General features: G+C 70.6%; 15 protein-coding genes. 5 read left to right on the forward strand and 10 right to left on the reverse strand.

What is annotated here, in order from left to right; translation table 11 throughout:
• Genes ACFY93_RS07305 through ACFY93_RS07315 form a run of 3 tightly spaced genes read right to left on the reverse strand, consistent with a single transcriptional unit; the run spans position 1 to position 1,344 of the window.
• Complete coding sequence (locus ACFY93_RS07305) at positions 1 to 300, reverse strand: NIPSNAP family protein (protein WP_391354380.1); 300 nt, start codon at positions 298 to 300, stop codon at positions 1 to 3.
• 1 nt (position 301) lies between these two features.
• Entirely contained in the window at positions 302 to 487 is a 186-nt protein-coding gene (locus ACFY93_RS07310) for a DUF397 domain-containing protein (RefSeq protein ID WP_391354382.1), read from the reverse strand.
• The gene (locus ACFY93_RS07315; RefSeq protein ID WP_391354384.1) at positions 484 to 1,344 is read right to left on the reverse strand and encodes a Scr1 family TA system antitoxin-like transcriptional regulator; all 861 of its coding nucleotides are present in this window, start codon (positions 1,342 to 1,344) and stop codon (positions 484 to 486) included. Before ACFY93_RS07315 ends, ACFY93_RS07310 begins: the two co-directional genes overlap by 4 nt.
• 894 nt (positions 1,345 to 2,238) lie before the next feature.
• Between ACFY93_RS07315 and rsgA the strand changes: the two genes are divergently transcribed.
• Both rsgA and ACFY93_RS07325 read left to right on the forward strand, forming a co-directional pair.
• Entirely contained in the window at positions 2,239 to 3,204 is a 966-nt protein-coding gene (rsgA, locus tag ACFY93_RS07320; protein WP_391354386.1) for a ribosome small subunit-dependent GTPase A, read from the forward strand.
• A gap of 68 nt (positions 3,205 to 3,272) precedes the next feature.
• Positions 3,273 to 3,797 carry a GNAT family N-acetyltransferase gene (locus ACFY93_RS07325; RefSeq protein WP_391354388.1) on the forward strand — a complete coding sequence of 175 codons (525 nt, stop codon included), beginning with the start codon at positions 3,273 to 3,275 and terminating at the stop codon, positions 3,795 to 3,797.
• Between the two features lie 425 nt (positions 3,798 to 4,222).
• Here ACFY93_RS07325 and ACFY93_RS07330 read toward each other — a convergent pair whose 3' ends face one another.
• Positions 4,223 to 4,468: a DUF397 domain-containing protein gene (locus ACFY93_RS07330; RefSeq protein ID WP_391354389.1), complete on the reverse strand. Its 246-nt coding sequence runs from the start codon at positions 4,466 to 4,468 to the stop codon at positions 4,223 to 4,225.
• 309 nt (positions 4,469 to 4,777) lie between these two features.
• Between ACFY93_RS07330 and ACFY93_RS07335 the strand changes: the two genes are divergently transcribed.
• Complete coding sequence (locus ACFY93_RS07335; RefSeq protein WP_391354391.1) at positions 4,778 to 5,344, forward strand: RICIN domain-containing protein; 567 nt, start codon at positions 4,778 to 4,780, stop codon at positions 5,342 to 5,344.
• Positions 5,345 to 5,562: 218 nt separating this feature from the next.
• On the opposite strand, the gene ACFY93_RS07340 is transcribed toward ACFY93_RS07335, so the two are convergent.
• The 3 genes from ACFY93_RS07340 to ACFY93_RS07350 all read right to left on the reverse strand — a co-directional run bounded on the left by ACFY93_RS07340 (position 5,563) and on the right by ACFY93_RS07350 (position 7,299).
• Positions 5,563 to 5,772: a hypothetical protein gene (locus tag ACFY93_RS07340; RefSeq protein ID WP_391354393.1), complete on the reverse strand. Its 210-nt coding sequence runs from the start codon at positions 5,770 to 5,772 to the stop codon at positions 5,563 to 5,565.
• A gap of 54 nt (positions 5,773 to 5,826) precedes the next feature.
• Positions 5,827 to 6,363 (reverse strand): hypothetical protein, encoded by a 537-nt coding sequence (locus ACFY93_RS07345; RefSeq protein ID WP_391354395.1) that lies wholly within the window; start codon positions 6,361 to 6,363, stop codon positions 5,827 to 5,829.
• 387 nt (positions 6,364 to 6,750) lie between these two features.
• Positions 6,751 to 7,299 (reverse strand): putative immunity protein, encoded by a 549-nt coding sequence (locus tag ACFY93_RS07350; RefSeq protein WP_391354397.1) that lies wholly within the window; start codon positions 7,297 to 7,299, stop codon positions 6,751 to 6,753.
• Positions 7,300 to 7,670: 371 nt separating this feature from the next.
• On the opposite strand from ACFY93_RS07350, the gene ACFY93_RS07355 reads away from it, so the two are divergent.
• Positions 7,671 to 8,294, forward strand: coding sequence for an HD domain-containing protein (locus ACFY93_RS07355; protein WP_391354399.1), 624 nt, complete (start codon positions 7,671 to 7,673; stop codon positions 8,292 to 8,294).
• Here the strand turns inward: ACFY93_RS07355 and ACFY93_RS07360 are convergent.
• The 3 genes from ACFY93_RS07360 to ACFY93_RS07370 all read right to left on the reverse strand — a co-directional run bounded on the left by ACFY93_RS07360 (position 8,285) and on the right by ACFY93_RS07370 (position 10,652).
• Complete coding sequence (locus ACFY93_RS07360) at positions 8,285 to 8,725, reverse strand: hypothetical protein (RefSeq protein WP_391354401.1); 441 nt, start codon at positions 8,723 to 8,725, stop codon at positions 8,285 to 8,287. The genes ACFY93_RS07355 and ACFY93_RS07360 overlap by 10 nt on opposite strands.
• Positions 8,726 to 8,769: 44 nt before the next feature.
• Positions 8,770 to 9,354, reverse strand: coding sequence for a hypothetical protein (locus ACFY93_RS07365; RefSeq protein ID WP_391354403.1), 585 nt, complete (start codon positions 9,352 to 9,354; stop codon positions 8,770 to 8,772).
• A gap of 71 nt (positions 9,355 to 9,425) precedes the next feature.
• Positions 9,426 to 10,652 carry a DNA sulfur modification protein DndB gene (locus ACFY93_RS07370; RefSeq protein ID WP_391354404.1) on the reverse strand — a complete coding sequence of 409 codons (1,227 nt, stop codon included), beginning with the start codon at positions 10,650 to 10,652 and terminating at the stop codon, positions 9,426 to 9,428.
• Positions 10,653 to 10,869: 217 nt separating this feature from the next.
• Here ACFY93_RS07370 and ACFY93_RS07375 point away from each other — a divergent pair, with 217 nt between their 5' ends.
• Positions 10,870 to 13,047 (forward strand): N-6 DNA methylase, encoded by a 2,178-nt coding sequence (locus tag ACFY93_RS07375; RefSeq protein ID WP_391354406.1) that lies wholly within the window; start codon positions 10,870 to 10,872, stop codon positions 13,045 to 13,047.
• The last annotated feature ends 20 nt before the right edge of the window (positions 13,048 to 13,067 follow it).

The raw sequence follows: 13,067 nt of genomic DNA on the forward strand, positions 1-13,067 counted from the left end.
TCAGTAACGCTGCTCGACCGTACGGTCGTCGGTGTGCAGGAGGTAGTCGTCCGGGTCGAGACCCATTGCCTTGCGCTCGGGCGACGCCCAGTACATCGCGTTGCGCTCCGCGAAGGTCTCCGGGCCCTCGTAGGAGATCAGCCAGACGAACTGTTTGCGTTCCCGGTCCACCCAGGCCCCGCCGATCTCGAACCCCAGCTTGAGCCGGAGCGGCACGATGTCGTTGCGCCACCGCTCCACCCATTCGTCGAGCAGCCCTTCACGAACGGTGTACGTACGCAGTTGCGTGGTCCTGGGCATATCAGTTGTCCCCGAGGAAAGCGACGAACTGTGACCAGCCGTTCCGGTTCACGGTGAATGGCTGACGCATCACATCCTTGGAATCACGCACATGGATGATCTGTTCAGTGACGGCGACCTCAACGCAGTTGTCACCAGCCGTGCCGCTGTGACTGGACTTGAACCAGGCCAGTTGCGTGCCACTCATACTTCTCCTCTGATCCGCTCCAGCAGGCCCACGGAGTCGTGAGGGGTGAGGGCCTGTGCGCGGAGTGTCGCATACCTCCGGTGGAGGACGGCAGCCTGTTTCGGATCAGCGATCAGTCGGCCGCTCTCCTGCCCTTCGGAGTACGCCAAGGATCTCCCGTCAGGGGTCTCCAGCAATGCCAGGGGGCCGTCCAGGCCCGCATGAGACACAGTGCGGGTAGGCATGACCTGCACGGATACATTGCGGAGTCTGGCAAGATCCAAGATGTGGTCCAACTGGCTGCGCAGCACATGCTCACTCCCCAGAGGGCGCTGCACGATGCACTCCTCCATCACGAAGCTGAAGCTGGTGTTGGGTAGTTCTCGGATGAGGTTCTGCCGTTCCATCCGAGCTGCCACCTGCGCCTCCATCTGTTCGTCGGAGAGGGGTGGGATGCGGGTTTCGAAGGCCGCCCGCGCATACCCCTCCGTCTGCAACAGCCCCGGTAGCAGCCGGCACTCATAGGTACCGAGACTCACCGCCGTGCGCTCCAGCCTGGCCCACTGCCGAAACCAAGCCGCCAGCCCCGCCTCCCCCCGCGTCAGGAACCGAGCCGAGTGCCGCAGCGCCCCCGTGTTGCCCAGCGCCTCCTCCGCCCGCTCCACGAAGGACGCGTCCGGCATGCGCCGCCCCAACTCCACCGACTCCACCGTGTGCTTGGAGAACCGCACCAGCTCCCCGAACTGCACCCTGCTCAGCCCCGCGTGCTCCCGCAACGCCTGCACGACCGCCCCGAACGTCCGCAGACTGTCCGACGGATCCGGCTCCCGCTCGCACTCCCCGCCCGGCACCGCCGGCTCCACATGGTCGGTCGTCATCCGAAGCCCACCTCTAGGTTCGCGCACACCGGGTCCCTCTGATGACAAACGCCGGGAGCAGCCGGAAGGACACTCGTACAACCCGCCCATCGTCCCCGTACGGTGGCGCACCGTACGGGGGCACTCCGCACAGACACTGCCGTCGGCGTTCGTGGAAGACCATCGCCCGGCGACCGGGGTGTCCGTGTCGCGGGTGATCCTGATCCGGAGTGCGCCGACATCTTCTCGCCGTCTACGTCGCCGCGACGTGCCTCGGAACGCGCCGGTCCTGGTCCACTTCCACGGCGGCGGCTGCACCACCGCGGAGCGAAGAACTGCGAGGCACGCCCCCTTCCGTACCGGCTCGCCGGCCAGGGCTGGGTGCGCGTCAGCGCCGACTACCGACTGCGGCCCCGGACCACGTTCCCCGGCACCCAGCGCCGCCAGGGACGCACATCCAGGCACCTCCTGGCACCTCCAGGGGCCGCGGGCCGGTGAGCACCGGCTCCTGCGGCGAAGTGGGTGGGCCGTCGCCCCGAGACTCGACGGCCCATCAGGTGGTACGCTCTGCGCGGACTTTTCGGCTTGTGACTACTCGAGGGAGGTGAGGTCAATGATCGCGGTAGAGATCGCTGCTGTCGGCAGTGCCCGGACCATCCTCACGTCCCGGGTCCCGGCCTGAATCCGTTTCCCTCCACCCTGCTGTGAGCATGCGTGCTCGCGCGGTGGTCGTGTGACGTCCTGGCGGGGCCCCTCAGCCAAAGGTCTCTCACGTTGTCATCCTCCTTCTCCACCTCTTCCGCCCCTGGCTCGTCCGCCGGTTCACCGCTGGCCGCGTTCGGGTGGGACGAGGGGTTCGACCGCGCTTTCGCCGCACATCGCGCTTCCGGCCTCGTGCCCGCCCGGATCGTACGGGTGGACCGTGGTCAGTGCGACGTCGTCACCGAGTCCGGCCCGGTACGGGCGGGCTCCTCGGCGGTCTCCTCGCCGGACCCCGTCCTCTCCCCGTGCACCGGCGACTGGGCCGCTCTGCGCACCGGCTCCGATCACCAGCTGGTGGCCCTGCTGCCGCGCCGTAGCGCCATCGTGCGCTCCGGAGTCGGCCGCTCCTCGCGGGGACAGGCACTCGCTGCCAACATCGACACCGCCGTGGTCGCCGTCTCGCTCGCGGGGCCGCTCAATCCTGGCCGGACGGAGCGGCTGCTCGCGCTGGCGTGGGACAGCGGCGCCCGGCCGGTGCTCGCCCTCACCAAGCAGGACCTCGCGGACCCGTCCGGCGTCGACGCCGTGCAGGCCGAGGTCGCCGCTCTGGCGCCGGGGGTCGACACCGTGGTCACCAGCGCCGCCACCGGTGTGGGCCTGGACGTCCTGACCGCGGTGGCGTACGGCACCACGGTGCTGCTCGGCCCCTCGGGCGCGGGCAAGTCCACGCTGGCCAACGCGCTGCTCGGCGCCGAAGTCCTGGCGACCGGCGCGGTGCGGGCCCAGGACGGCAAGGGCCGGCACACCACCGTTCACCGCCAACTCCTCCCGCTGCCCGGCGGGGGCGTGCTCATCGACACCCCCGGGCTGCGCGGGATCGGCCTGCAGGACTCCGCCGACGGTCTGGAGCACGTCTTCGCCGAGATCGAGCAGCTCGCTCAGGGGTGCGCTTTCCGGGACTGCGCCCACGGCACCGAGCCCGACTGCGCGGTCCAGCGGGCCATCCACACCGGCCAGTTGAGCGAACGCCGTCTGGACAGCTACCGCAAGCTGCTGCGCGAGAGCGACTGGGCGGCTGCCCGCGACGACGCCCGTACGCGGGCCGGCCGCACCGACCAGCAGAAGTCCATCACCCGCCATCTGCGCGCGACCTATCGCTTCCGCGAGCGCCAGCAGTGACGGGGTACGACCTCGCCACTCGGACCTCCGCCGCCCCGCGCCTCTGTGAAAAGGACCAGCCTCTCCTCATGAACAGCATGAACAGCCCCCTCACCTGGATCACCCGCCCCGAGACCGCCGCCGACATCGCCGCGATCCGCGCGGTCAACCTCGCCGCGTTCCCGACCCCGCTGGAAGCCGACCTGGTCGAGGCCCTGCGCACCGACCCCGCCTGGATCGACGGTCTCTCCCTGGTCGCGCAGACCCCGGACGGCACGATCGCGGGCTTCGCACTGCTGACCCGTTGTCACATCGACGACAGCCCCGCCCTCGTACTGGGCCCGTGCGCGGTGCTCCCCGCCCACCAGAGGACGGGAGCAGGTTCCGCCGCGATCCGCGCCGCCCTCGACGCCGCCCGGGCCCAGGGCGAGAACCTCGTCACCTGCCTGGGACACCCCGGCTACTACCCACGCTTCGGGTTCACCGCGGCCTCGAGCTACGGCATCCGCCCCGCCTTCGACGTACCTGACGAGGCCATGATGGTCCTCGCCCTGGACGCCACCGCTCCCACCCCGCAGGGCACCATCCACTACCCAGCACCCTTCGGCGTCTGACGGAAACCCAATCCGGCCGGCCCATCGCACGACGGCGATGGGCCGGTACCGGCCGCCACGGCCCACGCGTCGTCCGCCTGATCGCGTCAAGTCCCCGTCTGCGGTGGGTGACTGGGTGGGTGACTGGTGAAACCGCCAGTTCCGCCGCCGGACACCCTGCTGATCATTCCCCTGGACCACGCCGACGACTGCCCGACCACCACGTCCACGTCACGGCCGCGCTCATCCGCACCCTGACCCTCGACCCCCAGGACGCCGGGGGTATACGTGATCAAGACCGACAGTCGGCCGACGTGGCCGGTACCTCACAAGGCTGAGCGTCGGCCCCAGGGTTTCCGATACGCCGGGTACGGGGCGCACGTGCACGCGGTCGGACATCCACTGAGTTCGACGGTCCGCTGATTGTGGTGGCGGCGCGGGGTCGCTCAGGCGGCAAGCCCGCCGAAGGCCGAATCCGTGTCCAGGAACGCCGTCCAGGCTTCCCTCCCGAAGAACAGCGGTCGGCGAGCGACGTTCTTGGAGTCCCTTACGAGTACGCCACGACTTCGGCGACCCACCTCCACACACGCGCAGTTCGTGTTGTTGCTACGGGTACTCCGGTGCCAGCCCTCGTACGGCAACATGGCAGGCTCCTCGTCTCGGCGACCGGCCGCAGTCCCGCGCCTCATCATGACGGCCCGTCAGCGCTTTCGCGAGAGTCAGTCGTCCGAGTCGTACGACCTGTCCGCTCGCTCCGGAACCGGAGCGAGCGGACGTGGGCGGACGGTCTCCTCGTCACCTGCGACACGGACCAGCCGACAAGGTTCCTGCCCAGCGTGCGCTGCCGTCGACACCTCTCATGGCCATCGTGCTCTGTCCCTCCGTCAACCCGGGCGGTAGCCGAGGTACCGCGCAGGTTGACATCAACGTGCAACTCCGAGTGGACGACACCAAACGTGGACATGCGTATCTTGACACGCAAGCTCACCCAAGGGGGAACAATGAGGAACAAGTTGCTCGTCGCCGGTCTGGGCGCAGTCGCCCTGGGAGCCACCGCGCTGCCGACGACCGCGTCGGCGACGCCGGCACACGCCGCCGTGGCATCCACCGCCGCGGTCAGCTGCCACAACAACCACGCCTACACCTTCCGCGTGCCCGACAGCGTCGGATCCGGGTTCGTCTACCTGAACGTCTCGGGCGGCAGCCACAAGGGCGCCAAGGTCATCACGTGGCCGTGGTCGGGCGGCAAGGGCAACGAGAAGTGGTGCCTGACGCCCGGTCCCCGCGGATACGGCTGGAACCTCCGTCCCTGGGACAACCGCGGCCTCTGCCTGGATGTGCCCGCCTCGCGCTACAAGAAGGGGCAGGGCCTCATCGCCTGGACCTGCAACCGGGGGAAGAACCAGGTCTTCTACGTCCAGCCCGTGTCCACGGACGGCGGCACCTTCCGGTACACGCTCCTGGGCCCGTGGGAGAAGTCGAGCCTGAAGATCCACCGCGGGCACAACGGGAGGGGGAGTCAGGTCTCCCTGTGGCCGCACCTGAACCAGAACGCCAGGTGGCGGTAGCCGCAGACCGGGGCCGGGCTCCGCGCACCCGCGGCGCCCGGCCCGCATCCCCCGGCCGCTCCAAATGTGCTCCCGACTCCTCGGAATCGAGCGGCAGCACCAGACGTACCCGCCGCCTTGCCCCGAGGCGGCCGGACAGCACCGCGGAAGGACAACCCGGCACGGCGTCAGTCAGTGCCCGGGCGACCAAGACCGGAACCTGAGTACCAGCATCAATGTCAGTCCCGGCGGATCAGTTCAGGGTCGATACGGCGGCCGACGAGGGGCAGGGTGCCGACGACGGCCATGGCGAGGACACCGAGGGTGGAGCCGAGAAGCACGGGTACGCCGGCGCCGTCCCAGAAGGTTTCGCCGCCCCCAGTGACCAGGTAGGCGGTCTCGGCCAGTTTGCCCGAGACGAGGGCCAGCAGGAGTCCTCGCCACGGCACCCGCTGCCCGTCGACGTCAATCCGACGACGCGGCCATGTGGCCGGTGCCGGTGCTCAGTCGACGCCCCGGAGATAGACAAGGCTGTGATGTGCGTCGACCGGGTGCGCGGCGATCGCAAGCGAATTCAGATCGCCGTCGCAGGGAGCGCAGACTGGACCTTCCGTCACGTCGGTCAGGGCTTCCGGTTCCTTCAGCCCGAGGTGGGCGAAGGGCGTCGTCGGCTTGACGACACCAGCCGATGGAAGAGGGACCCGGTGAGACAGCGGGTCCTCAGGGTCGAGTTCCTCGACGAACGTCCTTGAGTCCGCCTCGGTCAGGGTGAAAACGAGCAGTAGTCCGTCGTCCTGGAAGCCCTTCTGACAGGCGGCCCTGCGGTCAGTGGCCCGGGAAGGGATCGTGACGTGCAGTCTCTCGGCGACTTGTTCGGGTGTGGTCGCCTCCCAGCGTGGAACCCGACCACCGCTGTCGGCCCCGCCACGGGCCGCCCCTTCGCGAGAGGACGGGGACGGCACCGACGACGAGCAGGCGGACAGGGAGCAGACCAGGACCCCTGCGCAGAGGACGCCGACGAGCGAGGCGACGGTGCGCACAGGTCCACTCGCCCGGGAGGACGCGGCTGTCACCGGGCATCTCCGTCACGTCCGATGTCCGTGCGTGTACTGCCCCGCCCGGGATCGGCCGGGGCAGGGAGCGCGCCGGGTTCTGTCCCCAGGTCGTAGCGCCGCACCGTTCCGCTGCCTCTCATGTCGAACTCCCTGGCCAGTCCCGTCGTGTGCATCCCGGCCATTCCGCGTCGGTGATCCTCGTTCGGCCCGATGGGCGTGGACTTGCCTGGGTCGCCCGGATGGTTGACGACGGATCGCTCTGCCTTGAGGCGCAGGGACGCGTCGTGGGGCAGGTCATTCTGTCGCCCGATCATGCAGCAGTCCCCCTGCTCGTCCTGACGGAGGTGGGACCGCACCGTCTCACGTTCAAAGTCACTCAGCGAGGGTGAGTGAACGAAGGTCCGCGTCCAGCATGCGGATCAACTCGCCAACCCGTCCGCCGCCACTCGGCGCCATCGGGAAGCGTTTGAGCACGTCAACGACGACCGGAGTCGCACGATGCACCGTCTGCTCAAGGTGTCCGGCACCAACGCTTCGCTCGTCGTCGGCGACGAGTTCGGCCGCTCTGGCCGCGTGAGCGCCGGCGCCGAGAATGTGCTTGACCTGGGTGGCCTCGGCCAGCGGGTGCAGGTAGGCGGCGCCTGCCGCGGACATCGCTGCCCGAGCCGCCTCGCGCGCAGCCGCGGTGTCCGCGCTCTTGGCTGCCTTGAGTGCCGCCCACGCTCGGTCGCGCAGAGCCTTTCCTCGCTCACCACCTCGAGCGAACGCCCACGCGGCGCCGATAGCATCTCGCGGCCGCAAGTCGTCCGGCTGATCGCCCTCGAAAACCTCGAGCACCACTTCCGCGCACGCTGCGGCGAACGCGGTGACCGCACGAAGATCTTGTTTACTCAGAGCGATCTCGCTCACTTCCCCTGTCATGACTCCATCCTCGACCATTGCGCTGAACAGCCAGGCGGATGGGACCACTCCGGGCCGACCCCATGCCAACCGGCGCCCGAGCAGACCGGATCGTAGAAGGCTACCCGGCCACAGCAGGCAGGAACCGGCGAGCCGACCGATCTGCCCAGATGACCTACTCAGCAGACTGTCGCCCTCGACCAGCGTGAGCACCCCGAAGGACCATCACACCAGCCCTTCGACCTACGACTCGAAGTTGGCGGAAGCTCCGTCGTCGAAGTGCAGCCGTAGGCACCACCCATGCCCGATGAGGCGGGAAGCGTCCGGAGGGGTTCGACACCCCAGGCCGGACTATCTGGACCGGTGGCCATGAAGTACGTCAAACTCCCCGTGTGAGGATTCCAGGAGTCGAAGAGATCCGCGCGCTGCACGAGAAGCACGCGCCCACCCCCGAGGCGTTCACGATCGTCCACACGCACTGCGAGATCGTCTGGAGCATCGCCGAGCGACTTCTCGCAGCACCGCACCTCGCCCACCTGGACGCCGAACTGGTCCGCGCCGGCTGCCTCCTCCACGACATCGGCGTCTACCGCCTCTACGGCGACGACGGCCGCCTCGACCACGAGAACTACATCCGCCACGGCGTGCTCGGCCACGAACTCCTCACCGACGAGGGACTGCCGGAGACCCTGGGCCGCATCTGCTCCCACCACACCGGGGTAGGCCTCACCCGCGACGACATCGAGGCGCAGCGCCTCCCGCTTCCTCTCGCCGACTACCTCCCGGCGACGGCGGAAGAGCGGCTGGTGATGTACGCGGACAAATTCCACACCAAGTCCAAACCGTCGGTGTTCCTCACCCCCGACGAGTACACCGCCCACATCAGCCGCTTCGGCGAGGAGAAAGGGGCCGCGTTCCAGGCTCTGCGCACGGAGTTCGGCGACCCGGATCTCCCCCGTTCGGTGCCGTGCCGCGGAGTGGAGGAAGACGCCGACCCCGCAGCGGTTCACGCGTAGGGGTCGGGAATCACCTCGGCCGCCGCCTCGACGACCTCGTCGACTCGCAGGACCTCTCGACGGACGACGCCGGACTCCGCGACCAGCACATCGGGGAGATGATCCTCGTGGAAGCGTAGATACCCGATGGTGCCCACGGTCGTCGTACGCGCGCCGAGCCACCGCACCATCCTGCGCAGGTCGTCGAACTCGTCGGGATGGGCCTCCTGGCGCACTGTCAGCGCCCACGCCGGACCGTCGGAGCGCAACTCCCCGACCAGCACACCCCCGATCCGCAGCGCAGGCCCCCGGTCTCCCCAGAGCGGGTACGCGTAACCGTCGGCCGACCGGCTGCCCTCCTCTCCCAGGTGCCAGCGGAGCTGGGTGAGGTCCTGCGGCGGGAGCGAGCCCGGCAGGTCCAGCGTGAGCTGGACTTCGTAGATGTCGGCCATGATCAGAAGGCTACGAGTACCCTGAGCTGAGCCCGGACCCCGCCCTACCCCACCCTCTTCCACTCCTGGCACCCGTTGGTCTTGAAGTACTCGCCGCTGTTGAGCGTCACCCGGCCCTGGCCACTGAGGTTGTTGTTGGTGATGATGGAGTCGATCTCGCCACTGGCGTCCTTGGCCCGTTCCCAGTAGCAGCCCCACTCGTCCGCCGGGCCGGCGGTCTTGTAGGTGCCGGCCTTGATGTCCTCGCCGACCAGGTACTCACCATCACCGGAGAAGGCGGCTGCCGGGCCGGGCTTCTTCGTCTTCTTGGGTTTGGCCGTGACCGTCTCGGTCACCGTCTCGGTGACGGTGGGGGCGGGCTCGGAGGCTTCGGCCTCGGCGGTCTCGGTGACGGTGACCGCGGGGCGGGGTGCGGCCTTGGTGCCGACGGCCTCCGCTGTGTCCGCCGAGCCGCTGCCGGCGCCGATACCGATGCCGACGAACAGGGAGACCAGAGCGACCGCCCCGTACGCCAGCCACCGCCTGCGGCTGCGGGCGGGCTGCCCGGGGCCGGTGGGTGCATCGAGGCCGAAGGGGCCGGCGCCCTGGGGACTGTGGCCGGGCGGCGGGGGAGGCTCACGGAAGGTCATGGCGTGCTCCGTTTTCGGTGTGCGTGGTGCGCAGTGGGTGCGGTGTGGGGTGTCCGGGCGTGCGCCCGGGTTCAGAGCCCCCGGATCTGGCGTCCCGCCTCGGTGGCCGGGTAGAGGATCGCGTCGGCGACGCGACCGCCGGAGTCCTTGACGCCGCCGCTGAAGTTGAGGCGGCCGGAGGAGCCGGTCTTGGCGGCGACGCCGTCCCAGTACTTCGCCTCGCGCTCCCAGCGGATGCCGTCGAGGAGCCGGACCAGGTCGTCCATGCGGAACACGGCCCCCGAGTCGCTCCAGGGCATGGTGGGATGCACGGCGATACCCAGCCCCGCGAGGACTGCGGGCGCGGTGATGGCAGCGCGCTCCGCGAACTCGCGGGCGTGCCGGACGATCAGGTCGCCGAGGATGGGCACGACGGCGGCCTCCACCTGCTCGGGACGGGTCCCCGCCGGCAGTTCGTCCTCGTGCACGGACTCGGCGGAACGTGCGAGCCCGCCCCGCCCGTACAGGGTGGTGACGACGAGGGCGCGCAACGCGGAGAGGGTGACGACCTCACGGTCACCGGCGGACAGCTGCCGCTTGCTGACGTTCACGAGCCGGGCGAACGGGACCCGCTGGCCGTCGACGTCGATCCGTACGGAGTCGGCGACCAGGTGGGCGAGGCGGGTGCCGAAGTCCCGCTGGTCCATGGACATGGCGAGGTTCTTCGCCACCGCGACTCCCTGCACGTTGCGGTCGTAGAAGATCTGCCGGGCGTCCGCCGGGGCCAGGTCGACGTACAGCTCGAAGGGGACGCGCACCCGCGAGAGCTGCGGGTACGTCAGCCCGTACGCCTCCGGGTCGTCGTAGAGGTCGTGCCAGGCGGTGGTCTGGGTCTCGCCGTCGATGGCGACCACCATCGTGCCCGGCGCGACGGTGAGGGTGCGCAGGCCGCTGCCGGGGACGAGTTCCTCACTGAGCGCGGCGAGCGGTCCGGCGTGCCACAGGGTGATCGGCGGGGTGGACCAGGCGGCGCCGAGCTCGCCCTTGAGACCGGCGGCGATGTACTCGGCGTACGGGCCGACGTTCTTGCCCTTCTGCGAGGACTTCAGCGTGCGCTGCACGGTGGCGCGCAGCTCGGCGTGCCGGCGCACCAGGCCCGACGCCGCCTTCAGCTTGCGCGGGTCCTCCTCCGCACGCGGCGAGGGCACCAGTTGGACGAGTGCGGGCACCGCCATCGTCCCCACGACGGCGTCGTCGCGGAACGGCATGACGGTGAGCTGGGTGCCTTCGACGACGGATGTCGGCATGGTCAGGCGCATGGTTCTCCCCCCGGAGTGACGTCTCGGTGACGTCGCAGTGGTGTCTGAAGCGGTCGATCCGGCGTACGGCGGACGGCCGTGCCGCGGCCGGACGCTTCCGGCGACCGGAAGCAGGACCAGGTAAGCAGGTAAGTGAAAGCTGTGTCAATCGTCTTGACGGGCTTGACGGGTGCTGTAGGTTGTTGACTGTCAGCTACCGAGAGGCCCAGGAACCGCCATGCCCCAGCAGCCCACTGCACAGGTGACGGCCGCCGAGATCTCGCGCATCGCCGGAGTCACGCGCGCCACCGTCAGCAACTGGCGCCGCCGGCACGACGACTTCCCCGCGCCCTCCGGCGGCACGGAGAGCAGCCCGTTGTACGACCTGGAGGCGGTACGCACCTGGCTGGCCGCCCGCGGCCACGCCTCCGCCGCGAGCCCGGCAGAAGAGCTCCGGACGATGCTCCGCCTGCACGGACGTGCCGGTAGCGGCGCCGCGAGCGACTCGGCGGAGCTGCTGCTCCTCGTCCTGGCAGCGGCCCGCCGCTCCCCCGACGAGCTGGCCGCCACCGCCGGCCGGTCCGGCGCGGACCTCGCTTCCGAGGCCGAGCGCGACAGGGCGGCCGTCGCCGACGCCGTCCCGGAGACCGCCGACGGCACCGTCCGCTTCGAGGCCGAGGACGCGCCGGTCCTCCGCGCGTTGTACGCGTGTGTACGCGAGGAAGGCGGCCAAGCCGCGCTGGGCGTCCTCGCGGAGTGGGAGCTGGAGGACAGCGCGGCGAGCGGCGCCTACCGCACGCCCGAACCGCTCACGGACCTCATCGCCCGGCTGGTCCCGGGCACGCCGTCCAGCGTCCTCGACCCGGCCTGCGGCAGCGGCTCCCTCCTCGCGGCGGCCTTGCGGCGCGGTACACAGGAGCTGTACGGCCAGGACGTGCTGCCCGTCCAGGCCCGCCGCAGCGCCGTCAGCCTGATGCTGACGGCGCCGGATTCCTCGGTCACCGTCCGCGCCGGGGACAGCCTCCGCGCGGACGCCTTCCCGGACCTGCTCGCCGACGCGGTGCTGTCCAACCCGCCCTACGGCATCCGGGACTGGGGCCACGACGAACTGGCCTACGACCCGCGCTGGGCGTACGGCGTCCCGGCGCGCGCCGAGTCGGAGCTGGCCTGGGTACAGCACGCGCTCGCCCACCTGGTGCCCGGCGGCCACGCGGTCCTGCTGCTGCCGCCGGCCACCGCCGGGCGGGCGTCGGGGCGGCGCGTACGCGCGGAGCTCGTACGCAGCGGAGCCCTGCGCGCGGTGATCGCGCTGCCGGTCGGCGCGTCGGTGCCGCTGCACGTGGGTCTTCAGGTGTGGGTGTTGCAGCGCCCCGAGCCGGGGGGCACGGAGCGCAAGTCCGTGCTGTTCGTGGACACGGCGGCGGAGACGCCGACGACGGCGACCGGGCGCGGTGCGGCGACCGCGCCGACGCGGACGCGGGGTGCCGGCCGGTCGGCCTCCGTGGACTGGGCGGGAGTCACCGCGCGGGCGCTGGACGCGTGGGAGGCGTTCAGGGCGAGCCCGGACGCCTTCGAGGGCGAGCCGGGTGTGGCGCACGCGGTCGGCGTGGTGGATCTGCTGGACGACGTGGTGGACCTGACCCCGGCGCGGCTCGTACGGGCGTCACGCGCGGAGGTCGATCCGGCGAAGCTGGCGGCCGAGGTGGATGCCACGCGCCAGGACCTCGTGAAGGCAGCGAAGGCCCTCGCGCGGACCGCCGGTCGCGAAGGGTGGAGCGCCGCGGGCGCCGAGCCACGCGAGTGGCGCACGGCGACGGCCTCCGACCTCTCGCGGGGCGGAGCGCTCACCCTGCTCCGTCCGGTGCCGGACAGCGCGCGCCCGCGGGCACACGCCGCGAGCGGCGACAGCCGGACACCGGTGGTACGGGCCGTGCTCACCGGCTCGGACATCGCGACCGGGTCGGGCCCCACGGGAGAACCGACGGAGCTGTACGACGACACGTCACCCGTGATCACCGTCGGGGACGTCCTCGTACGGGCGGTGGCGAGCACGGGCGGCCCCATGGCCCGGGTCGCCGGCGAACAGGACGCCGGCGCGCTGCCCGGCCCGCACGTCCACCTCTTCCGCCCGGACCCGGCGCGCCTGGACGCCTGGTTCCTCGCCGGGTTCCTGGGCGCGGAGGAGAACATCGCGGGCGCGTCGACGGGCAGCACGGTCCTCATGGTCAACCCGGGCCGACTGCGCGTACCGCTGCTGCCGCTGGAGGAGCAGCGACGGTACGGGGAGGCGTTCCGGCACGTGCACGGGCTCCGGGCGGAGGCTCAGCGGGCGACGCGGCTCGCGGAGGAGACGGCGGGGCTGCTGGTGGGCGGGCTCACGGGCGGGCAGCTGCTGCCGTCGCCGGGCGACGGCTGAGGCAGGCGGGCCGGAGGTAC

It is taken from the genome of Streptomyces sp. NPDC008313, assembly GCF_042956125.1.
In the GTDB taxonomy this organism is placed as follows: domain Bacteria; phylum Actinomycetota; class Actinomycetes; order Streptomycetales; family Streptomycetaceae; genus Streptomyces.